This window comes from Leifsonia shinshuensis (assembly GCF_031456835.1).
Lineage (GTDB): Bacteria > Actinomycetota > Actinomycetes > Actinomycetales > Microbacteriaceae > Leifsonia > Leifsonia shinshuensis_C.
In genome coordinates this window covers 3,062,314-3,084,825 of the sequence record NZ_JAVDVK010000001.1, presented here as the reverse complement: position 1 = coordinate 3,084,825, position 22,512 = coordinate 3,062,314, and the positions used below count along the sequence as shown (strand labels likewise).

Here is a 22,512-nt window from a genome sequence, read left to right as displayed (position 1 = left end):
GGTCAGTGCTCGACGCCGTCGAGACTCCGGAAGAACCGCAGCACGGCCGGCAACGCGCTGTTCGCTATAGTGCCGTGGGTCGCGCCGGGGACGACGTCGTACCGGACATCCGCGCCCGATCGCTTCTCGTGGTCGACGAACGCCTCGGTGGACTCCGGTCGCACCAGTTTGTCGCTCGACCCTTGTGCAACCAGTAGCGGCACCGGAAACACGACGGCGCCCGGGGTGTTCTCGGCCAACAGACCGGCCCACGGCTGTGTCGTCTCCGGATCGCCCGACAGGAAGCGGCCCACCAGCGGGGCGGCCACCTTATGCAGTGCACTGTTCTGGGTGATCAGACAGCGATCGTTGATCGCAGGCAGCGCTGCGATCGCCTGCGGTGTCAGGATGCCGTCGAGCGGGACGTCGTAGACGTCCGAGTACGCGGCGAACGCGTACGAGCCGATACTGACGCCGGAGATGTCGCCGATGTCTGCCCGCAGCAACGACGCCAGGTCGGTAGCAGGAGCGGCGACGGCGACACCGCGGACATCCAGCTCGGGCGCATACTGCTTCCACAGCTGGGCGGCGAACAGCACAGACTGGCCGCCCTGCGAGTGCCCCCACAGTAGGACGCGGTCGCTCGCGGCCGAACCGAGCAGGGCGCGGGCGGCCCGCGCCGCGTCCAGTACGTTGCGCCCCTCGGTATCACCGACGAGGTAGGAGTCGGGACCCGGGACGCCCATCCCCGTGTAGTCGGTGGAGACCACCGCGTAGCCCTGCTTCAGCAGCCCGGTCAGCCCTTCCATCCACACGTACGGGTCGACTGAACGCGAGGGCGCGCACTTCTCGGCGCTCCCCGTCGTCGCGTGCCCCCACGACACGATCGTCCGCCCGCCAGCTGGAGCAGCGCCCTCGGGGACCACCAGCATCCCGCTGTTGAGGACAGCGCGACCCTGGAGGTCGGTCGAGCGGAAAAGGATGCGCCACGCGTTCGCCCGCTCGGGAGCACCCGGTACGACCTCCCAGCGAACCACCGTCCCCGATGCGCCGACAGCGCTGGGAGGATCGTCGTAGAAATGGCCCGTGTACGGCCGCGCGAAGAGGTCCTCTTCACCCCGCAGTTCCTGTGAGCACCCAACCAGCACCGCCGCGACGACCGCGACGGCACCTACGCCAGCGCACGCGCGAAGCGCTCTCCCCCGGATGTGCACAAACCATGGTCGCACAGCGTTGGAACCGCCGCCAGATGCTCGCCAGAACGAGCGGGCACACCACCTCACGTCGCATCATCCTCGCCGTAAACCTGGGTGCGGGCAGTTGGCAAAGACCCGGATTCACGAGATCGCACATATCAATTCCGTCGCCGGCCTCGCCGGGTTAGACACCAACGGCAACAGCATCCGATACACCACCGGCGGGCGGCCGAAAGCATGAACTCCATCGGCGAAAGTGCAGCGCGCGTGCTGAGAACGGCGCACGATTCGCGGATGCCGTAGAGCACCGAGGTCAAGCCATCGAGAACGACTTCGGCGCGTTACAACCGCGAGTCTCGCCGTGTCTGCCGGCGCCAACGTCAAGGCGGTCCAACGCATGCTGGGGCACGCTTCAGCCGCGATGACGCTGGATGCTTACGCGGACCTAGTCAAAATGACGACCTCGATGAGGTCGCATAGCGACTCGATGAGGCAGCCTCGACAGCACTGAATCACACAGCTGCGCACTCACGTTCTATCGCCCGTGCGGATGACCAGAAGGGACAAGAATGAGCCTCAATGATTTGGAGTGTGTCCAAATCATGTCCAAATCGTTCCGGAAACCGGAGAACGGCGGCTGATGATCAGCCGCCGTTCCCAGTGTTTTCAACCTATGTAGCGAGGGCGGGACTCGAACCCGCGACACCACGATTATGAGCCGTGTGCTCTAACCACCTGAGCTACCCCGCCGTGGCATCCCCTGTCCGGCGACATGTCGCGAGACGGGAGACGGAGCCCCCTGTGGGAATCGGACCCACTACCTCTTCCTTACCAAGGAAGTGCTCTACCAATGAGCTAAGGGGGCGGAGCCGGTGCCGGCACGAGGTCCGGCTGCTTTCGGCAACCGTACGAGGATACCATCTGCGGCGACGTGCTCCGAACCATGACGGACCCGGCTCCGCCCCGGGGTCAGGCCGCCTTCGCGGCCTCCGAGGCGCCGTCGAGGGAGGCGAGCTCGTCGTCCGTCAAACGGAGGCCGACGGAGGCCAGCAGGTCGGGCAGCTGGTCGGTGGTGCGGGCGCTCGCGATGGGCGCGGTGATGGTGGGCTGGGCGGCCAGCCAGGCGAGGGCGACCGACGCCACGGAGGCGTCGTGCGCGGCCGCCACGTCGTCGAGAGCGGCCAGCACAGAGCGGCCCGTCTCGTCCAGGTACTTGGCGGCGCCGCCCGCGCGCGGGCTGTCCACCGTGACGCCGTCGCGGTACTTGCCGGTCAGGAAGCCGGCCGCCAGGGCGAAGTACGGCATGACGCCGAGGCCCTCGCGCTCGGCGATCGGGCGGTACGACGTCTCGTAGGCGCGCTCCACCAGGTTGTAGTGCGGCTGCAGCGCCACCGCGCGGTGCAGGCCCTCCCGCTCGGTGATGCGGAACCACTCCTCGATGCGCTCCGGCGAGTAGTTGGAGATGCCGATGTAGCGCACCTTGCCCGCGTCGACCAGGCCCGACAGGGCGGCGACCGTCTCCTCCAGCGGCACCGACTCGTCGTCGAAGTGCGCGTAGTAGAGGTCGATGTAGTCGGACTTGAGGCGCTCGAGCGACGCGTCAGCGGCTCGGCGGATGTTGTCGGGCGCGAGGCCCTTGAAGTCGGGGTGCTGGCTGACCTTGGTGGCGAGGACGACCTGGTCGCGGTTGCCGCGGGCGTCGAACCACTCGCCCAGGATGCGCTCCGAGTCGCCACCCGTGTTGCCCGGCACCCATGCCGAGTAGCCGTCCGCCGTGTCGACGAAGTTGCCGCCGGCGGCCGTGTACGCATCCAGGACGTCGAACGAGGTCTGGCGGTCGGCCGTCCAGCCGAAGACGTTGCCCCCGAGCGAGAGCGGGAAGACCTCGAGGTCGGATGAGCCGATCGTGCGGCGGGATGCAGTCATATGCGAGTCTCCTTCGTTGAGTCGGTCATTCCACGCTAACGCGGTCGTCCGGGGGCTATTCCGGGTGTTCCTGAAGATGTGGAAAGGTGACGACGGGCACGTACTGTGGACGGGTGACGATCGTCCACGATTCACGCGACGCGCTCCGCGCCGACTGCTCGCAGTGCGTCGGCCTGTGCTGTGTGGCGCTGGCCTTCGCGCGATCCGCCGACTTCGCCATCGACAAGGCGGCCGGCGATCCCTGCGTCAACCTGGCCGATGACGATCGCTGCCGCATCCACCCCGAGCTGCGCGAGCGCGGCTTCCGCGGGTGCACCGTCTTCGACTGCTTCGGCGCCGGACAGCAGGTGACGCAGCACACCGTGGGCGGCGCGAGCTGGCGCGACGACGCGGACACCAGGTCGACGATGTTCGGCGTCTTCCCGATCATGCGGCAGCTGCACGAACTGCTCTGGTACCTGGAGGACGCGCTCGCGCTCCCCGCCGCGGCACGGCTGCACCCGGCTCTCCGGCAGGCGCGCGGCGACGTGCGCGCCCTCGCGGACGCCGATCCCGAGACCATCCTGGCCGCCGACATCGAGGAGCTGCGTGCCCCCGCCGCCCAGCTGCTCCGCGAGGCGGCACGGCTCGCCCGCGAGTCCGGCCCGATCGGCGCCGGCCCCCGCCGCGTCGCCCGCACCCGCATCCGCCCCGGCGCCGACCTCCTCGGAGCCGACCTCCGCGGCGCCGACCTCCGCGGGGCCGAACTGCGCGGCGCGCTGCTGATCGCCGCGGACCTCCGCGACGCCGACCTCGCCCGGGCCGAGCTCATCGGCGCCGACCTCCGCGATGCCCGCCTCGACGGCGCGGATCTGCGCGAGGCGATCTACCTCACCCAGGTACAGGTGAACGCGGCGACCGGCGACGCGCGCACCCGCCTGCCGGAGACGGTCACCCGGCCGTCGCACTGGCGCTGACCCGACGCCGTCCGTCACGGACTGCAACCGCTTCCACCCCAGTCGCTATACTCCCCCTGTGCCCGCGCGTGTCGCGGGCATCGGCGGTCGCAAGCGCTTCCACCGCAGGCGACGCAGACCGAAGCGAAGGACTCCAGGAGGTGGGATGGCCGGCATCGACGACGTCGCGCGTCTCGCCGGCGTCTCCACGGCCACCGTCTCGCGCGCGCTGAGCGGCAACGGGCCCGTCTCGCAGACCACGCGCGCACGCGTGGTTCGCGCCGCCTCCGACCTCGGCTACGTCGTGTCGTCGGACGCGTCGAGCCTGGCCTCCGGCCGCACGCGCAACATCGGCGCCGTCGTGCCGCACCTCAACCGCTGGTTCTTCACCTCGGTCATCGAGGGCGCCGAGCGGGTGCTGCTCCGCGAGGGCTACGACCTCACCCTCTACAACCTGGGCGGCGACGGCGGCGAGCGCCGCCGCGTCTTCGACCACCACCTGCTCCGCAACCGGGTGGATGCCGCCTTCACCGTCTCCCTGGAGCTCTCCGAGGAGGAGGCGGGCCGCCTGCTCGCGCTCGGCAAGCCCCTGGTCGGCGTCGGCGGACCGCTCGCCGGCGTCAGCACCGTCACGATCGACGACGTGGCCGTCGCCCACCTCGCGACCGACCACCTGGTGTCGCTGGGCCACCGCCGCATCGCCCACATCGGCGCCTCCCACGAGTTCGACCTCGACTTCCACATCCCGACCAGCCGCCGCCTCGGCTACGAGCAGGCGCTGCGCGAAGCGGGCCTTCCCGTCGACGAGCGCCTGCACCGCGCCGCCGACTTCACCCTCCCCGGCGGCTATGAGGCCGCGAAGCAGCTGCTCGGCACGCCGCACGACCGCCCGACGGCCATCTTCGCGGCGTCCGACGAGATGGCGATCGGCGCCATCCTGGCCGCCCGCGACCTCGGCCTCTCGGTGCCGCGCGATGTCTCCGTGATCGGGATCGACGACCATCCGCTCTCCGAGTTCTTCGGCCTGAGCACCGTGGCGCAGCATCCGGTGCGGCAGGGCGAGCGCGCCGCCGAGCTGCTCCTCGCGGCCCTGGAGGGCGCCCGCCGGCCCGGCGGGGCCCCTGCGCCCGAGCCCGTCAGCCACACCGCTCCCGCCGACCTGATCGTCCGTTCCAGCACCGCCGTCCACCCCTGACCACCAACCGATACGAACACGAGGTGACCACCATCGCCGCATCCGCCCCGAACACCGCTTCCGCGCTCAGCCCCTCGGCCCCCGGCCGCGAGTGGTGGCGCTCCGCCGTCATCTACCAGGTGTACCCCCGCTCCTTCGCCGACTCCGACGGCGACGGGATGGGCGACCTCCCCGGCATCACCCGCCGCCTCCCCGCACTCCGCGACCTCGGTGTCGACGCCGTCTGGCTGTCGCCGTTCCAGCGGTCGCCGCAGCGCGACGCGGGCTACGACGTCTCCGACTACCGGGACGTGGACCCGCGCTTCGGCACCCTGGACGACTTCGACCGGATGCTGACGGAGGCGCACAGCCTGGGCCTGCGGGTCATCATCGACATCGTCCCGAACCACTCGTCCAGCGATCACGTCTGGTTCCAGGAGGCGCTGAAGGCCGCTCCCGGCAGCCCGGAGCGCGCGCGGTACATCTTCCGCGACGGCAAGGGCGAGAACGGCGAACTGCCGCCGAACAACTGGGAGTCCATCTTCGGCGGCGGCGCCTGGACGCGCATCACCGAGCCGGACGGCACCCCCGGCCAGTGGTACCTGCACCTCTTCGACAAGTCGCAGCCCGACCTCGACTGGGAGAACCCCTGGGTCTGGGAGCAGTTCCGCGGCATCCTGCGCTTCTGGCTGGACCGCGGCGTCGACGGCTTCCGGGTGGATGTGGCGCACGGCATGGTGAAGGAGGCCGGCCTCCCCGACTACACGCCTCCCGCCAACATGGGCAGCATGGGCGGCATCGCGCTGGAGCCGGAGATCGCGGCGCACGCGCAGAACGAACCGCCGACGCCGCCGTACTTCGCGCAGGACGGCGTCCACGCGATCTACCGCGACTGGCACAAGGTGCTCGAGGAGTACGAGGGTGACCGCGTGCTGTGCGGCGAGGCCTGGGTGGAGCCGCTCGACAAGCTGGCCCGCTGGGTGCGTCCCGACGAGATGCAGCAGACGTTCAACTTCGCCTACCTCGAGACCCCGTGGGATGCGGCGGCGCTGCGCAGCGTGATCGACCGTTCGATCGCGGCGTTCAGCAGTGTCGGCGCCCCGAGCACCTGGGTGCTCTCGAACCACGACGTCGTCCGCCACGCCACCCGCCTGGCGCTGGAGGGCGAGAACCTGCAGGGCCACGGCATCGGCCCGAAGACCCAGGGCCTCCCGGACCCGGCGTTCGCGCTGCACCGCGCCCGCGCGGCCACGGCACTCATGCTCGCTCTGCCGGGATCGGCCTACCTCTACCAGGGCGAGGAGCTCGGCCTCCCCGAGGCGATCGACCTGCCGGACGACGCCCGCCAGGACCCCACCTGGTTCCGGACGAACGGCGAGCGTTACGGTCGCGACGGCTGCCGCGTCCCCATCCCGTGGGAGGGCGATGAGGCCTCGTACGGCTTCGGGCCCGGCTCGGCCAGCTGGCTGCCCCAGCCCGCGGTCTGGGCGGAGTACACGCGTTCCTCGCAGGAGGGCGTCCCCGGGTCCACGCTCAGCATGTACCAGCAGGCGCTGGCGCTGCGCGGTCGCCACGACCTCGCCTTCGGCGCCCCCGAGTGGTTCGACCTGGGCGGGAACACCCTCGCCTTCCGGTCGGGCGACGTGACGGTCGTCGTCAACTTCGGCACGGAGCCGGTCGAGCTGCCCGAGGGCGAGGTGCTGCTGGCGAGCGGCGAGCTGGACGGGCGGATGCTGCCCCGCGACACCACCGCCTGGCTCGTCTGAGTCCGGAAGGTCACTCCCACCCGGCGTAGAACGGCTCGACCCGTGGGTGGAGCTGGTCGAACAGGCCCGGCGCGGCCGCCACGAGCAGGCGGCGGTCCGCCGGGCCGCCGCCGATCCCGGCGACGCGCGCGCCGGCCTCGTCGGCGATGAGGCCTCCCGCCGCGTGGTCCCACGGGTTCAGGCCGCGCTCGAAGTAGCCGTCGAGCCGGCCGGCGGCCACGGCGCAGAGGTCGAGCGACGCGGCGCCGATGCGTCGGATGTCGCGCACCTCGCCGATCAGGTCGGCGACGAGTGACGCCTGACGGCGGCGCACCTCCGCGTCGTAGCCGAACCCGGTCCCGACGAGCGCGAGCGGCAGGTCCACCCCCTCCGTCACGTGGATGCGCTCCCCGTTGAGGCGCGCGCCTCCGCCGGCCGAGGCGGTGAAGACCTCCTTGGTGACCGGGTTGACGACGGCGCCGGCGAGTGCGCGCCACGTGCTCGGGTCGGGGTCGCCCTCGACGACCGCGATGCTGACCGCCCAGGCCGGGATGCCGTAGAAGTAGTTGACCGTGCCGTCGATCGGGTCGACCACCCAGGTCAGTCCGCTCTGGCTGCTGCTGTCGCCGGACTCCTCGCCGAGGAAGCCGTCGCGCGGGCGCGAGGCGGCGAGCGCATCCCGGATCAGCTTCTCCGTCTCCCGGTCCGCCCGCGTCACGATGTCGCTGAGCGACGACTTCGAGGCCGCGATCTCGACCCCGTCGCGCCGCCGCTGCAGCGCGAAGGCGGCCGCCCGGCGGGCGACGGTGGCGGCGATCTCGAGCAGCTCGGCGTTGGAGGTCATGCCTCCAGCCTGTCAGACGCGCGCACCCCCGACGAGGCCGCGAGCCGATCGTCGGAGATTTCGCCCCGTCCGTCGGAGATCCCACACCGATCGCGCCGAAACTCCCGCTACAGAGCGTTGCGTCGGAGATTTCGGCACCAGTTTCCGACGATCGTCACGCCGCGACCCGACGAGAAAACCCCCGGCCGGAGCCGGGGGTACACCGCAGTGGGCTAGGGGTTCGCGAGACGAATCTTCACGCCGCTCTGAAGGGCGCCGGTAGTCACGGCGACGTATTCGGCCGCCATCAAGGGCACCTCATCCACACTCCGGGCTTGAGTGAGGCCTCCAAGTTCCGGGATGTGTACCATCCACCAGCCACCGTCGCGGGTGACCGAGACCTCGTACTCGTGATCCAGCACGATCTCTATCTCATCCTCGGCCTCACCTGTGACGAAAGCGATAGCCTCCTTGATCTCGCCAGCGTCCCTGAGCTGGGCTATCTGTGAGATCGCGCCGGGCGCCTCCGTCGCCTGAAGCACCCACCACTCACCGGAACGCTCTGCCGTGACGGTGTACCGAGACATGACCTCAGGCTAGGACCAACCGCCGACAGAAGCAGCGACTTGCCCGATCGACTCGCACTCTGGAGTCGGGGTCAGACGACGACTGCGAGAAAAACAAAGGGGACCCGGTGAGTCCGAGTCCCCTTGTCTATTGCGGTGGCGAGTGAGGGATTCGAACCCCCGAAGTCGTAGACAGCTGATTTACAGTCAGATCCCTTTGGCCGCTTGGGTAACTCGCCAGGGCGCTCCCGACCACCAGTGTTCTCGTGACCGAAGGCGCCAGACAAGAATAGCCGCCGCGCGCCCGCACACGAAATCAGCGGCCGCCCAGCCGGCGCGGGGCCCACGCTCACGCGGCCAGAGCCACCACCGGGGGCTGGTTTCCGGCCGCAGCCGCCGCCGCGGGCGCCAGCTCGGTCGTCGTGACGAGCGGCCGCTCGGCCGCGTGCTCGGGCACCAGGCTGAGCACCTGCCCGACGCCGAACTCCGCCGCCACGCGGGTCAGGAGCTCGCCCTCGCTGACGCCCAGCACCCGGCAGAGCGCGGCGAGGATCTCCGACGACGCCTCCTTGCGGCCACGCTCGATCTCCGAGAGGTAGGGGACGGAGACGCGCGAACTCGCGGAGAGCTCGCGCAGCGTCGTCCCCTGCTCCGTCCTGATCCGGCGGAGCACCGAGCCGATCGCGTGCCGCAGAAGCATGCGGCCAGCCTATGTCGGATGGGGCGGGACCGCACCGGAATGTTTCGCGCGTTCTGCTCTGGGCATAACACCGCGGTTCAGTTGTCAGGCGCCGCCCCGATCCCGGCGCGCGATCGCGACACCCCGGCGTGGCAACGACCGATGTCGGTGGTCCAGCGCACAATCGAGGCATGAGAACGTTGGAGATTTGCGAACGGTGCGACGGCACGGGCGCCGACCCGACGCAGCACGTCGAAGAGATCACCCTGTGCATCGAGTGCGGCGGCGACGGCTGCCACGTCACCTACTACGTCGAGCTCGCCCAGACCGCTTGAGATCCCTCAGGCCGCGGCGGCCTTCGCGGTCGCCAGGTCGTCGAACAGCTCCGTGTTGAAGCGGAACGCCAGCGCCACCTCGCCGATCACGCGGTCGCGCTCCTCGTCCGTCCACTCGACCGCGTCCAGTTCGTCGCGGTAGGTGTCCTTGAAGAGCTTCGGCTTCGCGATGTCGGCGAAAAGGTAGAAGCCGACCCCGTTGGTCTCGAACCCGTACTGCCGCTGCAGCAGCGTCCGGATGATCTGCCCGCCCGACAGGTCGCCGAGGTAGCGCGTGTAGTGGTGGGCGACGAAGCCTCCGGGCCAGGTGCGCCCGACCTCGCGGATGCGCGCGGTGTAGCGCAGCGTCGACGGTAGCGGTGCCACCCGCTCCCGCCACTCCTCACCGAGCAGGAACTCGAGGTCCGTCTCGATGGCCGGGAGGCGGGTCAGCTTCGGGCTGATGAACCGTGTCGCGACCGGATCCGCCGCCATCCACTGGGCCGCCTCCTCCAGCGCCTCGTAGATGAAGTAGTGCTGGGACAGCAGCATGATGTAGTCGTCGCGCGACCCGCGGCCGCTCATCAGGTCCTGCATGAAGACGGCGCCCTCGCTCTCCTGGTGGACGCCGCGCGTGCGCTCGCGCAGCGCCTGCGAGAAGGGGATGGGCTGCGCCATTCGGTCTCCAAACTGAGGTAAGCCTTACCTCAGCCTGACGCACGCCCGCGGTGGACGTCAAGGCGGCGGGCACCCCGCTGCGGCGGCCGCTCCCTCGTAGACTGGGGGCAGCTCAACACGGGAAGGACGGACATCATGGCAGACTCCTCGTTCGACGTCGTCAGCAAGGTCGACAAGATGGAGGCGGACAACGCCGTCAACCAGGCCCGCAAGGAGGTGGACCAGCGTTACGACTTCAAGAACGTCGGGGCGTCGGTCGAGTGGAGCGGCGAGAAGGTCCTCCTCAAAGCCAACACCGAGGAGCGCGTGAAGGCCGTGCTCGAGGTGCTCGAGTCCAAGTTCATCAAGCGCGGCATCACCCTCAAGTCGCTCGACACCGGAGCGCCGTACGCGTCCGGCAAGGAGTTCCGCATCGAGGTCGGGCTCAAGAACGGCATCGAGCAGGATGCGGCCAAGAAGATCAACAAGCTCATCCGCGACGAGGCACCCAAGAGCGTGAAGTCGCAGATCCAGGGCGACGAGCTGCGCGTCAGCTCGAAGAGCCGCGACGACCTGCAGGCCACGATGGCCCTGCTGAAGAACGCGGACCTCGACGTGGCCGTGCAGTTCGTCAACTTCCGCTGAGTCAGCACGCGACCAGGCCGGCGGGGCCGGGCCGCGGTGGTCAGTTGAGCGCCGAGGTGAGCCGCGCCAGACCGTCGAGGAACGTCGCCTTGCCCGGCTGGTGACGCCACTCGTCCAGCGTCAGTTCGCGTCCGGCATCCCGGTACCCCTGCTCGACCTCGCGCATCCCGGCGACGAACGACCGGCCCCGCACCAGCAGTGAGGACTCGGCGTTGAGGCTGAACGAGCGGATGTCCATGTTGCTCGACCCGATGAAGGCGATGTCGTCGTCGATGGACAGGTGCTTGGCGTGCAGGATGTACGGCGCCGGGTAGAGGAAGATGCGCACGCCCGCTTCGAGCAGGTCGCTGTAGTACGAGCGCTGTGCGTGATAGACGAGGCCCTGGTCGCCGATCTCCGAGACGAACAGCTGCACGTCCAGCCCCCGCTCGCAGGCGGTCGTGATGGCGTAGACCATGGCCTCGTCGGGGACGAAGTACGGGCTGGTGATGATGACGCGTTCGGTCGCCCCGTAGATCAGCGACAGGAACATCCGCAGGTTGTTCTCCGTCGGGTACGCCGGGCCGCTCGGCACCACCTGGCAGACCAGCTCCTCCGCCGACGCCGTCCGGGGCAGCACCGCGGCGGGGACGTGCTCCTGCTCCACGAACTCGCCGGTCTCGATCATCCAGTCCGACAGGAACACCGCGTTGACCGAGGCCACGACCGGCCCGGTCAGCCGCGTCATCAGCTCCTGCCACTGGAGGCCGCGCTTGATGTTCTTGGGCAGGTCGTAGCTGCGGTCGATGAGGTTCTGCGACCCCATGAACCCGACCTGGCCGTCCACCACGACCAGTTTGCGATGGTTGCGCAGATCCGGACGCTGGTACTTGCCCTTGAACGGCATCACCGGCAGCATCCACGCCCACTTGACGCCGATGCGATCGAGTTCGGCGAACGTCTCCTTGCTCCCGGGGATCTTCTGCGACGGGAGGTGGTCGGCGAGGAGCCGGACGGTGACGCCGCGGGCGACCGCACGCTCCATCGCCGAGAAGAAACCCCGGGTCGTGTCATCCCAGGCGACGATGAAGAACTCGACGTGCACGAACGAGGTCGCCGTGTCGATCTCCGCGGCCATCGCGTCGATCGAGCCGCGGTAGTCGCGCAGCAGCTCCGCGGAGTTGCCGCCGATGGCGGGTAGTGCGGTCAAGGACAGGTTCTGCTCGACGACCCGCTGGAACCACCGCGGCCAGCCCGCGGCCTCCTCCGGTTCTGTGCGGCCCGCGACCCGCTCGGCGATGATCGCGTTGATCCTCCGCTGCTCGTCGCGGCGCTTCCTCGGCAGCCGGAAACTCCCGATCAGGAGGAACAGCAGGATGCCGACGTACGGGATGAGGAAGATCGCCAGCAGCCACGCCATCGCGGCGGTCGGCTTGCGCCGCCGCGGGATGATGATGAGCGCCGCGATCTTGATGGCGAGATCGACGAGCGCCGCGATGATCCAGACGAGGTTGGTTCCTGTGGTGTCCATGGCAACGGGCGCCTCCATTCAGGGGCGGACGCGACCTGCGACACGAGGGCCTGCCGTCCGACGTGGCCACACCATAGCGGGAGGGCAAATCATCTGGCGATGCAGGAGATCCCGGGCGTCAGCGCTCGTCGAGGTAGCCCTGCATCCACCGCTCGAGCGACGCGTACGCCGCCTGGCGCACCTCCGGGCGCGACAGGAACACGTCGTGCAGCGCATCCTGCACCCAGGACACGGTGATCGTCGGCCCCAGCCACAGCGCGCGCTCGGCGATGTCGCGGACGACCAGCACCACATCCGACCGCAGCATGTCGGGCGACCAGAACGGCAGCAGCGTCGACCGCGCGGAGAGCAGGGTGAGCACCGGCGCCTGGATGCTCAAGCCGGCGGCGACGCGGGCGTGGCCGGCGAGGATCGCGGTCAGCCACGCGGGATGCACGGGGAAGCCGCGCACCGGACGCCACGCCAGGTCGTAGTCCCACTCGCCGTCCATCGTCCGTGAGACGGTTCGCGTGTAGAACCCGAGGTCGACGTTCGGCATGGGCGCGTTCGGCACCAGCTTCGCCCGGAGGTCCACCAGCGGGGTCAGCGCCGCACGCCCGGCGGAGTGCGCCTGGAACTCGAGCCACGGGCTGTTCAGGATGAGCGCATCCGCACGCCCCGGGTGCCGGTCGGCCCACAGGCTCAACGTCAGCCCTCCCGTGGAGTGCCCGAGCAGGATCAGTCGCCGGCGGGCCGTCGCGTCCTCGCCGTGCCCCATCGCGTCCAGTGCCGCCGCAATGTCCTCGTCGTAGACCGCGAGGTCATCGACGAAACCGGGCGTCTGCCCCTCCCGCAGGCTGCGGCCGTACTTGCGCAGGTCGAGGGCGTGGAAGCGGGCGCCCTGGTCGTGCCAGAAGCGGGCGAGCTCGGTCTGGAAGAAGTAGTCCGACCAGCCGTGCACGTACAGCACGTCGGCATCGGCGGCGGGCCCGCGGTGGAGGTGCAGCCGGGGACGCGGCGAGTACCGCACGAGCGTCGCGACGACGTCGCCCTCGGTGTCCGTCCCGAGCGGGAGGGTCAGCTGCTCGAACGGCTCACCGAGGACGTCGGGTCGCCATTCGCGCGCGTCGCTCATGCCGGGGGCGGTGGCTACTCGGCCTGTCCGGACGGCTGGCCGGCGGACGCGGAGCCGCTTCCAACCGGTTCGCCGTTGGAGACGCGGACCATGTCGTCGCGAGGGACGACCTTGATGCGCACCCGGCCGCGCTCGGCGCCGAGCGCCTGCTCGTGCGCGTCGAGGTTGTGCCAGCCGTCGAGCGTCGTGTACTCCACACCGCGCTCGCGCAGCAGGTTCTCCACAGATTGCTCGGACGGGTCGGCGGGAGACCACCAGTTTCCCTGATCGTTGATCACATGCTTGATCGTCTCCATCGCATCCGACTTGGTGTGACCGATGAGTCCGACCGGACCGCGCTTGATCCACCCCGTCGCATACACGCCGTACATGCGCTCGTTGTCGCCCTTGCGCAGCACCTGGCCCTCGTGATTCGGGATCACGCCGTGCTTGCGGTCGAACGGGATGCCCGGGAGCGGCGACCCGAAGTAGCCCACCGCCCGGTAGATGGCGTCGATCTCGAGCTCGCGGATCTCGCCGGTGCCACGGACGCCGCCCTCCCCGTCGGGAGCGGTGCGCTCGTAGCGCAGGGCGCGGACATTGCCGTGCTCGTCGCCGACGACCTCGAGGGGCTTGGCGTAGAAGTGCAGGTGGAGGCGCCGCGAGGCACTGCCGACCTCGCGCTTACGCCACTGCTGCAGCACGCGGTCGATCACCATGACCTGCTTGTTGCTCTGGATCGCGGCCTTCGACTGCTCGTCGTAGTCGAAGTCCTCGTCGTAGAGGATCATGTCCACATCGCGCAGCTCGCCGAGTTCGCGCAGCTCCAGCGGCGTGAACTTCACCTGCGCCGGTCCGCGCCGGCCGAACACGTGCACGTCCGTCACCGGAGAGTTCTTGAGCCCCTCGTACACGTTGTCGGGGATCTCGGTGGGCAGGAGGTCGTCCGCGTGCTTCGCCAGCATGCGGGAGATGTCGAGGGCCACGTTGCCGTTGCCGATCACGGCCACCGACTTCGCCTCGAGCGGCCAGGTGCGCGGAACATCCGGGTGGCCGTCGAACCAGCTGACGAAGTCCGCGGCGCCGTACGAGCCGTGGAGCTCCATGCCCGGGATCTCGAGGTCCGCATCCCGGACCGCGCCGGTCGCGAAGATGACGGCGTTGTAGTGGCGCTTCAGGTCGTCGAGGGTGATGTCGCGGCCGAACTGCACATTGCCGAAGATGCGGATGTCACCGCGGTCGAGCACCTCGCGCAGTGCGGTGATGATGCCCTTGATGCGTGGGTGGTCGGGGGCGACGCCGTAACGGACGAGGCCGTACGGGGCGGGAAGCTGCTCGAACAGGTCGATGGACACGTCGAAGCCGCGCTCCGCCTTCAGCAGGATGTCGGCGGCGTAGATGCCCGCCGGGCCGGCGCCGACGATGGCCAGTCGCAGTTTGGTCATTCGTTGATTCCTTCTGGTGTCGCGTCCGGCTCAGCTCGAGCGCTCGACGATGGTGTCCGCGAACCGGACGAGTGCCTTCTTCACCGGGCCGTCCGGCAGGGGCTCCAGAGCCTCCACCGCTTCGCGCGCCCAGCGGTGCGCCTCCTCCAGCGTCTGACGCGTCACGTCGTGCTCGCGCAGCGCCGCGATCGCGTCCATGGCCTCGGGAGTCACCTCGCCGTCCTCCGCGGAGCCCATGACGTCGCGCTCGAGGCGCTCGAGCAGGGCCGCGGCCTCCGGGTCCGAGACGGCGCGCTCGCGCAGGCGCAGCACGGGGAGGGTCGCGACACCTGCGCGCAGGTCGTTGCCGGGGGTCTTGCCGGTCTCGGCGACGCCCTGACCGGACAGGTCGATGACGTCGTCGATGAGCTGGAACGCCACGCCGATCTTCTCTCCGAAGGTCACGACGGGCTCTTCGTACGACGTCGGGGCGTTCGAGAACACGACGCCCATCTGAGCGGCCACGGCGATGAGAGAACCGGTCTTGTCCTTCAGGACGCCGATGTAGTGCTCGACCGGGTCCTCGCCCTCCTGCGGGCCGATGGTCTCGTGGAGCTGGCCGAGGCAGAGCCGCTCGAAGGTGTCCGCCTGGAGCTGGATGGCGCGCTCGCCCAGCGCGGAGACCAGCTTGCTGGCGCGCGCGAACAGCAGGTCACCGGTGAGCACGGCGACCGAGTTCCCCCACACGAACTGGGCGCTGGGGACGCCGCGGCGCATCTGCGAGTCGTCCATCACGTCGTCGTGGTAGAGCGACGCCAGGTGGGTGATCTCCACCGCCTCCGCGGCCTGGAGGACATCGGGGTTGGTGCCGTCGCCGAGCTGCGCGGCGAGCAGGGTGAGCATCGGGCGCACGCGCTTGCCGCCGGCCTCGAGCAGGTAGCGGGCCGTCACGTCGGCAAGGCCATCGGCGAAGCGCATCTCGCGCAGCAGCCCGTCCTCGACGTGGGCGAGGCCGTCGTCGACGGCGTTGGCCAGCTCGCGGTCCTCACCGCGGATGAAGATCCGCTCGGTGAAGCCGAGCTGACCGGTCAGCGACGCGCGCCGCACGGCCGGGACACTTCGTGGCACTACTCCCCCTCGGACGGGACGGTGGACGCTGACGGTTCTGAACCGGCCGCGCCGGTGGATGCCGGCTTGGCGGGCGCGGCCTTCGGCTTCGCGGGAGCGGCCTTCGGCTTCGCGGGCGCGGCCTTCGGCTTGGCGGGCGTCTTCGGCTTCGCAACGGGCGCCGCCTCCGGCTCCGGGACGGCCACGCGCTCGGGCTTGAAGCCGCGGTGCAGCGCGACGATCCCCGCAGTCAGATTGCGGAAGGCCACCCGCTCGAAACCGGCCTCGCGCAGCCACCCGGCGAGCGTGCGCTGGTCGGGCCAGGCTTCGATCGACTCCATGAGGTACTCGTAGGCGGCCGGGTTGGAGCTGGCGACGCGGGCGAGCACGGGCATGCCGTACTTGAGGTAGGCGGAATAACCGGCACGGATGGGAGCGAGGGGTGGCTGGGAGAACTCGCACACGACCACGCGACCGCCCGGCTTCACGACCCGGTAGAACTCGGCGAGCGCCTTCTTGGGGTCGACGATGTTGCGCAGGCCGAACGAGATGGTCACCGCGTCGAACGACTCGTCGTCGAACGGGAGCGCCATGGCGTCCGCCTGCACGAACCGGACGAACGGATTACCGGCCTGGCGCCGGCGCCCGACCTCGATCATCCCCTCGGAGAAGTCGGCCGCGACGACGGAGGCTCCGTTGCGGGCGAGCGAGGCGCTCGACGTCCCCGTTCCCGCGGCCACGTCGAGGATCGTCTCGCCCGGGCGGGGGTCCACGGCTCGCGTCGTCGCCACGCGCCACAGCGCCGCATTGCCGACCGACAGGACGGCGTTGGTCCGGTCGTAGCGCGTCGACACCTGGTCGAACATGGCGGCGACCTGGGCGGGCTGCTTGCTGAGGTCGGCCTTACTCACTCCACCAGCTTAGGCTGCGGCGTCCGCGCGGTGCATTCCGGCCCCCGAATGCACGCCGAATGGTCAGCGAGCGCCGGGCGGGACCGGGCCGGTGGCATCCCAGGGCATCGCTCAGTAACGCTGCCCCAGGGCCTTGGCCTTGAGGGCGTCGAACTCCCCCGCGCTGATCACGCCCTGATCGAGCAGGGTCTGCGCCTGCTGGATGTCCGCGGCCGGTGTCGCGGACGGTGTCGGATGCTGCCCCCAGCTGTCGTCCTCCGGGACCGTCGCCCGGCGCGCCATGTTGCGGGCGGCCATCCCGCGCCCGCGCGCGATCAGGTACACCAGCAGCCCGATGCCGGGAAGGAAGATCAGGAAGATGACCCACAGCGCCTTCCACCAGCCGTTCAGCTCGGTGTCTCGGAACAGGTCCACCAGCACGGTGAACAGGACCATCAAGAACGCGACGAACGCGAAGATATAGAAGACGTACAGAAACGCATTCCAGAACGAACCCATCTCAGGCCCCTCTCATCGGCCACACGGTAATGCCGCGCCGGTGATCGTGGCTAGCAGGCATTTGCAGACCGCGGCGGGGCTACCATGCGTGCCAGGAGTCACGGGCCCGGCGATCGTGCCCGTGGGAGGAGGCCGGACGTGAGCGACGACAGCAGCTGGACCGAGGACCCGTACGAGGTGCTGCGGGTGCAGCCCGGATTCCGCCTGTCCGATCAGGACACCGACGCCTCTCCCGGCTTCGACGGCGGCAAGAAGGAGGGCGAGAAGGACCTCGCCGAGGGTGCCGGGCGCCTGGCCGACCTCCAGGAGAAGCTGTTCGCGTGCGGCCGCGAGGGCGAGCCCCGGTCGGTCCTCCTGGTGCTGCAGGCGATGGACACCGCCGGCAAGGGAGGCATCGTCTCCCACGTCATCGGGTCCATGAACCCCGGCGGCGTGCACTACGCCGGGTTCGGCAAGCCGACGCCCGACGAGCTGGCGCACGACTTCCTCTGGCGTGTCTGGCGCGAGGTCCCGGCCGCCGGACAGGTCGGCGTCTTCGACCGATCCCACTACGAGGATGTGCTCATCGGCCGGGTCCGTTCGCTCGCCCCGCCCGAGGAGCTGGAGCGGCGCTACGGCGCGATCAATGCGTTCGAGAAGGAGCTCGCGCAGTCCGGGACCACCATCGTCAAGGTGATGCTCCACCTCGGCAAGGAGGAGCAGAAGAAGCGGCTCGCCTCCCGGCTCGAGCGGCCCGACAAGCTGTGGAAGTTCAACCCCGCCGACGTCGACGAGCGGCTGCACTGGGACTCGTACCAGGAGGCGTACCAGGTCGTCTTCGACCGGACGACCAGCGCCTACGCACCCTGGTTCGTCGTCCCCGCCGATCGCAAGTGGTACGCCCGCGCGGCGGTGCAGCGCATCCTCATCCGCGCCCTGGAGGGGCTGGGCCTCGAGTGGCCGGTGCCCGACTACGACGTCGAGGAGCAGAAGCGCCGCCTCGACGCGTCCTGACCGCGCCGGCGGATCAGCCGAACGCCTCCACGATCGGGCGGAACTTCATCGACGTCTCGGCGAGCTCCCGATCCGGGTCGGAGTCGGCGACGATGCCCGCCCCGGCGTATGCGGTCAGGTCCCCCGTCGGCGTCAGCTGGGCGCAGCGGAGCGCGATCGCCCACTCGCCGTCGCCGTCCCCGCCGACCCAGCCGACCGGTCCGGCGTAGCGTCCGCGGTCGAACGGCTCCAGCTCCCGGATGAGCGCGAGCGCCTCGCGGCGGGGCGTCCCGGCCACGGCGGCGGTGGGGTGCAGCGCAGCCGCGAGGTCGAGGGAGCTGGACCCGTCGCTGAGCATCCCGGCGATGTCGGTGGCCAGGTGCCAGAGGTTCGGGAGCTTCAGGGTGAACGGCTCGTCGCTGGCCGCGAGGTCCGCGCTGTGCGGGCGGAGCGCATCCATCACACTGGTGACCGCGAAGCGGTGCTCGCCCTGGTCCTTGGCGCTCGCGACGAGTTCGGCTGCGGCGGCGGCATCCGCTGCGGCGTCCGGTCCGCGCGAGATCGTCCCGGCGAGCACGCGCGCGGTCACGGTTCCGTGGTGGACGCGGACCAGCGTCTCCGGCGACGAGCCGACCAGGCCGTCCACGGCGAAGGTCCAGCAGTCGGGGTACCCGAGCGCGAGCTCGACGAGCGCACGACGGAGGTCGGACTCGAGCGGCAGATGGCCGCGCAGATCGCGGGCCAGCACCACCTTCGAGAGGTCCTGCTCGCGGATCCGCTCGACCGCGTCCGCGACCGCCGACCGATAGCCGTCGGACCCGAGCTCACCCGGCAGCAGGCTCAGCCGGTACTCGTCGCCGAACGCCGTCGGGCGCGGGAGCCGGTCGTTCTCCGCGCCTCCGGCACGGCGGATGCGGGTGATCCAGCTGCGGCTCCCCCGGCGGCCGATGACGATCTCGGGGACGATCAGGGTGCTGACCGCGGAGCTCTCATCATCGAACGCGAAGGTCCCGAAGGCGACGAGGCCCGTGCCCGGGGTGCGGACGTCGTCCGCGACCGTCGCGGCCGCCGCGGTCGCGCGCCAGGCGGCCGACGCCTGCTCGATCCGGTCCGGCCCCGTGAAGTCGAGGCGGAGCACCTCGCCGATGCCGGCCATCCCCTCGCCTTTGCGCAGCCAGAGCAGGGGCGTGCGGGAATCGAGGAAGGGGATGAGCTGGCGGACGTCGTCGAGCGGTGTGGTCTCGGCCTCGAGGACCGTCGCGCCAGTCTCCCACCGAGTCGTCGGTGCGGATGTCACCCGCTCAGCCTACGCCCGGCAGACTGAGCGCCCGTTGGACGCCGGATGGGGACTTGATGGGCATTGCGGTCGCCGATATCGCCTGGATTACGCGCGTTCGACACTCTGCACATCAGCACCGTGACCCGATAACCCGGGATGTAACATACATCCATGCCCGTGCCCGTGACCGGAGTCGCCAGCCCTCGCCGGCTCATCCGTGACGAAGTGTTCCTGCGCCTCCTCGACGCCATCGTCGGGGGCGACCTGCTTCCCGGCGAGCAGCTCTACGACGCCGAGATCGAGCGGTGGGTGGGCGTCTCCCGCACCCCCGTCCGCGAAGCACTGAATCAGCTGGCCACGATGGGTCTCGTCGAGATCCTCCCTCAGCGGCGCACGCGCGTCACGCCGATCGAGCCGGAGCGGGTCCGCCAACTCATCGCCACGGTCGGCGTGGTGGTCGCCGGCGTCGTCCGCGACGCCACCCCCCTGCTCACCGACAGCGACCGTGCGGCTCTCCGCGACGCGGCGGAGGAGACCGACCCGGCGTCGCTCGTCCGCACCGGCCTCGCCGCGGACGGATTCCTCGGCGTCTTCGTGCGCCGCCTCGACAACGGCACCGTCGCACGCCTCTTGAAGCGGCACCTGCCCGAGGTGCAGCGGGCGCTGAACGCCACCCCGGGCACGGCCGCCTTCCGCAAGGCCCGGCCGTCGGTCACCGCGCTGATCGACGCGGCGGTCGCCGGCAAGGCCGAGAAGGCCGGCCGCGCCGCAGCGCAGCTGTTCGACCCGGCCCTCGTCGGCGTCGCGGACGAGTTCACCACGACCACGAAGGAGCTCCGCTGATGCCGTTGCCCGTGAACGACACCGCGCCGGTCGAGCGCCGGCTGCTGCGCGACGTGGTGTACACGCGGCTCTACGACGGCATCCTCGACGGCACCCTGGAGCCCGGCGAGACGCTGCTCGACGAGAAGCTCACCGCCTGGCTCGGCGTCTCGCGCACGCCCATCCGTGAAGCGCTGATGAAACTGGCCGACATCGGGCTCGTCGAGATGGCGCCCAACCGGTACACCCGGGTCGCCCCCATCGACCTGAAGGCCATCGACGAGGCGATCTACACGACCGGACTGCTGCACGAGCACGCCGCGCGCACCATCGTGCCGACGCTCTCCAACGTCGCCGTCACGCGGATCGAGAAGGCGCACAAGGACGTCAAGAAGGCGGCGAAGTCACGAGAGCTCCCCGCGCTCGGTCACGCCTTCAACGACTTCTTCCTCGAGCTGGCACGCGCCGGCAGCAACGAGGTGCTCGTCTCCGTGAGCGAGGGACTCAGCCCGCAGCTGCTCCGCTACATCTCGGTGTGGGACCGGCCGTTCGGCGTCGACGACCTCCCCGCGGCCCTCGGCGAGGTGCTGGCCGCGATCAAGGAGCGCGACGGCGACGCCGCGGGTGACCGGGTGAAGGCCCTCTACGCACGGACGCTCGCGCAGTTCCTCTCCGACTACCGCCGCAACGACGCCGACATCGATCGCACGCCCGTCCTCTGAGACCGGCTCATCGATCGCGGCTCGCGGCCTCGCGGCTCGCGGCGAGCGCCGCTCAGACCTCGAAGTCGACCGCCGCACGCCCCGCGACGACGGAGCGGATGAAGCCCGCGACCTCGAGGTGAGCCGGGTGCTCCTGGTAGACGGCGATGTCGTCGAACGAGTCGAAGTCGCTGATGAGCACCACGTCGAAGTCGTCGCCGGGCGCGGCGCTCACGCCGACCTGCAGCGAGCGCAGCTGCGGGATCACCGCAGGGAGCGACTCCAGCCCGCGCTTGATGGTCGCCGCGTGCTCCGCCCGCACGGCGGGATCGGAGGTGGCGAGCTTCCACGAGACGACGTGGCGGATGGTCATCGGGCCTCCAGCAGTGCGGTGCGCAGGCGGGCCGGGTCGACCCGCCAGTAGGTGTGGACGCGTCCCTCGATCAGCACCACCGGGATCTCCTCCACGTACTTCGCGTGGAGGGCGGCATCCTGGAGGATGTCCTCCTCCGTCACCGCGACCTCCGGTGCCTCCGCGGGCAGGTCGTCGATGACCGTGCGGATGACCTCCCTGGCGTCATCGCACAGGTGGCAGCCGGGCTTGCCGATGAGAGTGAGGGAGACGGTGGACACGCCTCCACTCTAGACGGTACAGCAAAAAGCGCCGGGCCGAATGGACCGACGCTTGAGCCGCAGACCGGAGGTCTACTTCTTGTTGCGACGCTGGTGGCGCGTCTTGCGAAGAAGCTTGCGGTGCTTCTTCTTCGCCATACGCTTGCGACGCTTCTTGATAACGGAACCCACGTAGACCTCACAAAGAATCAGGGGTATGCCGCGGGGCGCGCGGCGACACGAAGTGACAGTCTACCCGACGTCACGCCGAGTCCGCGACGCCGCCTTCTCGGGAGGTGGCCGTCTGCAGCAGCTGCTCGACGGCGGACTCGGGCACGCGGAACGACCGCCCGAAACGGATCGCCGGCAACTCGCCGGCGTGGACGAGACGGTAGACGGTCATGCGGGAGACACGCATCATGTCGGCCACCTCGGCGACCGTCAGGAAGCGCACATCCTTCAGATCGTGTGCCATGGTCCCGTCCCTCTCCTGCCCGTCATGGTACTCGGGACGGTCAGTCCTTGCGCCACTTCTTCGGAGTCACGCGCTCGGTGGCCGACGAGACCCGGTGCCGGGTGTCGGCGAGCACCTTGCCGACCGTGCTCGCGAAGTCGCGCGTCTCCTCGGCCAGGCGGACGCTCAGCGCCACATCCTCATCGGATGCCGTGAACGGAATGACCCAGTCCTCCACGGCTTCGAGGGGCCCGGCGTCGAGCCGGTAGTAGCGGTGCTGGCCGAGCTCCCGCACCGAGACGAGACCCGCCTCGCGCAGCACTTTCAGGTGCTTCGACACCGTCGGCTGGCTCAGTTCGAGCGTCGCCACGATCTCCGACACGGATATATCGCCTGCGGAATGCGTCGCATCCCCGCTGCGGTCGAGCAGCACGCGCAGGATCTCGCGCCGCGTCGGATCGGCGATCACGTCGAAGATGTCGGCCATGTC

26 protein-coding genes, 3 tRNA genes and 1 pseudogene are annotated in these 22,512 nt (G+C 69.9%); 9 read left to right on the top strand and 21 right to left on the bottom strand.

Going from position 1 to position 22,512, the window contains the following annotated elements:
• Positions 1-2 precede the first annotated feature (2 nt).
• On the bottom strand, positions 3-1,016 hold the full coding sequence (locus tag J2W45_RS15110) for an alpha/beta fold hydrolase (protein ID WP_310133419.1): 1,014 nt from the start codon (positions 1,014-1,016) through the stop codon (positions 3-5).
• Positions 1,017-1,512: 496 nt separating this feature from the next.
• On the opposite strand from J2W45_RS15110, the pseudogene J2W45_RS15105 reads away from it, so the two are divergent.
• Positions 1,513-1,655, top strand: a pseudogene (locus J2W45_RS15105) (site-specific integrase); the annotation flags it as partial.
• 196 nt (positions 1,656-1,851) lie between these two features.
• Here the strand turns inward: J2W45_RS15105 and J2W45_RS15100 are convergent.
• The 3 genes from J2W45_RS15100 to J2W45_RS15090 form a co-directional block, all read right to left on the bottom strand.
• Positions 1,852-1,925 (bottom strand) — tRNA-Met (locus J2W45_RS15100).
• 43 nt (positions 1,926-1,968) lie between these two features.
• A tRNA-Thr gene (locus tag J2W45_RS15095) sits at positions 1,969-2,040 on the bottom strand.
• 104 nt (positions 2,041-2,144) lie between these two features.
• Complete coding sequence (locus J2W45_RS15090; protein ID WP_310133417.1) at positions 2,145-3,101, bottom strand: aldo/keto reductase; 957 nt, start codon at positions 3,099-3,101, stop codon at positions 2,145-2,147.
• Positions 3,102-3,214: 113 nt separating this feature from the next.
• Between J2W45_RS15090 and J2W45_RS15085 the strand changes: the two genes are divergently transcribed.
• The 3 genes from J2W45_RS15085 (at position 3,215) to J2W45_RS15075 (ending at position 6,976) form a co-directional block, all read left to right on the top strand.
• Positions 3,215-4,057 carry a pentapeptide repeat-containing protein gene (locus tag J2W45_RS15085; RefSeq protein WP_310133415.1) on the top strand — a complete coding sequence of 281 codons (843 nt, stop codon included), beginning with the start codon at positions 3,215-3,217 and terminating at the stop codon, positions 4,055-4,057.
• A gap of 145 nt (positions 4,058-4,202) precedes the next feature.
• Positions 4,203-5,231, top strand: coding sequence for a LacI family DNA-binding transcriptional regulator (locus tag J2W45_RS15080; RefSeq protein ID WP_310133413.1), 1,029 nt, complete (start codon positions 4,203-4,205; stop codon positions 5,229-5,231).
• A 23-nt stretch (positions 5,232-5,254) separates the two neighbouring features.
• Positions 5,255-6,976, top strand: coding sequence for a glycoside hydrolase family 13 protein (locus J2W45_RS15075; protein ID WP_396427094.1), 1,722 nt, complete (start codon positions 5,255-5,257; stop codon positions 6,974-6,976).
• A gap of 10 nt (positions 6,977-6,986) precedes the next feature.
• Here the strand turns inward: J2W45_RS15075 and J2W45_RS15070 are convergent, their stop codons facing one another.
• From J2W45_RS15070 to J2W45_RS15055, 4 genes are all read right to left on the bottom strand, one after another.
• A complete protein-coding gene (locus tag J2W45_RS15070; protein ID WP_310133411.1) occupies positions 6,987-7,799 on the bottom strand; it encodes an inositol monophosphatase family protein in 813 nt (270 codons plus the stop codon).
• A gap of 212 nt (positions 7,800-8,011) precedes the next feature.
• Positions 8,012-8,365, bottom strand: a complete 354-nt coding sequence (locus J2W45_RS15065) for a hypothetical protein (RefSeq protein WP_310133407.1) — start codon at positions 8,363-8,365, stop codon at positions 8,012-8,014.
• Positions 8,366-8,501: 136 nt separating this feature from the next.
• A tRNA-Tyr gene (locus J2W45_RS15060) sits at positions 8,502-8,583 on the bottom strand.
• Positions 8,584-8,693: 110 nt separating this feature from the next.
• The gene (locus J2W45_RS15055) at positions 8,694-9,044 is read right to left on the bottom strand and encodes a helix-turn-helix domain-containing protein (RefSeq protein ID WP_310133404.1); all 351 of its coding nucleotides are present in this window, start codon (positions 9,042-9,044) and stop codon (positions 8,694-8,696) included.
• A 170-nt stretch (positions 9,045-9,214) separates the two neighbouring features.
• Here J2W45_RS15055 and J2W45_RS15050 point away from each other — a divergent pair, with 170 nt between their 5' ends.
• Positions 9,215-9,358 (top strand): hypothetical protein, encoded by a 144-nt coding sequence (locus J2W45_RS15050; protein WP_310133401.1) that lies wholly within the window; start codon positions 9,215-9,217, stop codon positions 9,356-9,358.
• A 6-nt stretch (positions 9,359-9,364) separates the two neighbouring features.
• Here the strand turns inward: J2W45_RS15050 and J2W45_RS15045 are convergent, their stop codons facing one another.
• Complete coding sequence (locus J2W45_RS15045; protein ID WP_310133397.1) at positions 9,365-10,015, bottom strand: biliverdin-producing heme oxygenase; 651 nt, start codon at positions 10,013-10,015, stop codon at positions 9,365-9,367.
• A 135-nt stretch (positions 10,016-10,150) separates the two neighbouring features.
• Between J2W45_RS15045 and J2W45_RS15040 the strand changes: the two genes are divergently transcribed.
• Positions 10,151-10,639, top strand: coding sequence for a YajQ family cyclic di-GMP-binding protein (locus tag J2W45_RS15040; protein WP_121263440.1), 489 nt, complete (start codon positions 10,151-10,153; stop codon positions 10,637-10,639).
• A 40-nt stretch (positions 10,640-10,679) separates the two neighbouring features.
• Here the strand turns inward: J2W45_RS15040 and cls are convergent, their stop codons facing one another.
• From cls to J2W45_RS15010, 6 genes are all read right to left on the bottom strand, one after another.
• On the bottom strand, positions 10,680-12,149 hold the full coding sequence (gene cls / locus J2W45_RS15035) for a cardiolipin synthase (protein WP_310133393.1): 1,470 nt from the start codon (positions 12,147-12,149) through the stop codon (positions 10,680-10,682).
• A 118-nt stretch (positions 12,150-12,267) separates the two neighbouring features.
• Positions 12,268-13,263: an alpha/beta hydrolase gene (locus tag J2W45_RS15030; protein WP_310133390.1), complete on the bottom strand. Its 996-nt coding sequence runs from the start codon at positions 13,261-13,263 to the stop codon at positions 12,268-12,270.
• Between the two features lie 14 nt (positions 13,264-13,277).
• On the bottom strand, positions 13,278-14,687 hold the full coding sequence (locus J2W45_RS15025) for an FAD-dependent oxidoreductase (RefSeq protein ID WP_310133387.1): 1,410 nt from the start codon (positions 14,685-14,687) through the stop codon (positions 13,278-13,280).
• 30 nt (positions 14,688-14,717) lie between these two features.
• Positions 14,718-15,794 (bottom strand): polyprenyl synthetase family protein, encoded by a 1,077-nt coding sequence (locus J2W45_RS15020; RefSeq protein WP_310133384.1) that lies wholly within the window; start codon positions 15,792-15,794, stop codon positions 14,718-14,720.
• A complete protein-coding gene (locus J2W45_RS15015; protein ID WP_310133383.1) occupies positions 15,794-16,684 on the bottom strand; it encodes a demethylmenaquinone methyltransferase in 891 nt (296 codons plus the stop codon). Before J2W45_RS15015 ends, J2W45_RS15020 begins: the two co-directional genes overlap by 1 nt.
• A 111-nt stretch (positions 16,685-16,795) precedes the next feature.
• The gene (locus J2W45_RS15010) at positions 16,796-17,182 is read right to left on the bottom strand and encodes a PLDc N-terminal domain-containing protein (protein ID WP_310133381.1); all 387 of its coding nucleotides are present in this window, start codon (positions 17,180-17,182) and stop codon (positions 16,796-16,798) included.
• Between the two features lie 138 nt (positions 17,183-17,320).
• Between J2W45_RS15010 and J2W45_RS15005 the strand changes: the two genes are divergently transcribed.
• Positions 17,321-18,175 carry a polyphosphate kinase 2 family protein gene (locus J2W45_RS15005; RefSeq protein ID WP_310133380.1) on the top strand — a complete coding sequence of 285 codons (855 nt, stop codon included), beginning with the start codon at positions 17,321-17,323 and terminating at the stop codon, positions 18,173-18,175.
• 13 nt (positions 18,176-18,188) lie between these two features.
• On the opposite strand, the gene J2W45_RS15000 is transcribed toward J2W45_RS15005, so the two are convergent.
• Positions 18,189-19,451, bottom strand: coding sequence for an isochorismate synthase (locus tag J2W45_RS15000; RefSeq protein ID WP_310133377.1), 1,263 nt, complete (start codon positions 19,449-19,451; stop codon positions 18,189-18,191).
• Between the two features lie 153 nt (positions 19,452-19,604).
• Between J2W45_RS15000 and J2W45_RS14995 the strand changes: the two genes are divergently transcribed.
• Positions 19,605-20,276 (top strand): GntR family transcriptional regulator, encoded by a 672-nt coding sequence (locus J2W45_RS14995; RefSeq protein WP_310133375.1) that lies wholly within the window; start codon positions 19,605-19,607, stop codon positions 20,274-20,276.
• Entirely contained in the window at positions 20,276-20,977 is a 702-nt protein-coding gene (locus J2W45_RS14990; protein WP_310133372.1) for a GntR family transcriptional regulator, read from the top strand. Before J2W45_RS14995 ends, J2W45_RS14990 begins: the two co-directional genes overlap by 1 nt.
• 52 nt (positions 20,978-21,029) lie before the next feature.
• Here J2W45_RS14990 and J2W45_RS14985 read toward each other — a convergent pair whose 3' ends face one another.
• The 5 genes from J2W45_RS14985 to J2W45_RS14965 all read right to left on the bottom strand — a co-directional run bounded on the left by J2W45_RS14985 (position 21,030) and on the right by J2W45_RS14965 (position 22,509).
• Positions 21,030-21,329 carry a Dabb family protein gene (locus J2W45_RS14985; protein WP_310133370.1) on the bottom strand — a complete coding sequence of 100 codons (300 nt, stop codon included), beginning with the start codon at positions 21,327-21,329 and terminating at the stop codon, positions 21,030-21,032.
• Positions 21,326-21,589 (bottom strand): glutaredoxin family protein, encoded by a 264-nt coding sequence (locus J2W45_RS14980; RefSeq protein WP_310133369.1) that lies wholly within the window; start codon positions 21,587-21,589, stop codon positions 21,326-21,328. The genes J2W45_RS14985 and J2W45_RS14980 overlap by 4 nt, the downstream gene beginning before the upstream one ends.
• A gap of 72 nt (positions 21,590-21,661) precedes the next feature.
• Positions 21,662-21,760, bottom strand: a complete 99-nt coding sequence (locus J2W45_RS14975) for a 30S ribosomal protein bS22 (protein ID WP_003792170.1) — start codon at positions 21,758-21,760, stop codon at positions 21,662-21,664.
• A gap of 70 nt (positions 21,761-21,830) precedes the next feature.
• Complete coding sequence (locus tag J2W45_RS14970) at positions 21,831-22,043, bottom strand: helix-turn-helix domain-containing protein (RefSeq protein WP_310133368.1); 213 nt, start codon at positions 22,041-22,043, stop codon at positions 21,831-21,833.
• A 40-nt stretch (positions 22,044-22,083) separates the two neighbouring features.
• Positions 22,084-22,509: an ArsR/SmtB family transcription factor gene (locus J2W45_RS14965; RefSeq protein WP_310133366.1), complete on the bottom strand. Its 426-nt coding sequence runs from the start codon at positions 22,507-22,509 to the stop codon at positions 22,084-22,086.
• Between the last annotated feature and the right edge of the window lie 3 nt (positions 22,510-22,512).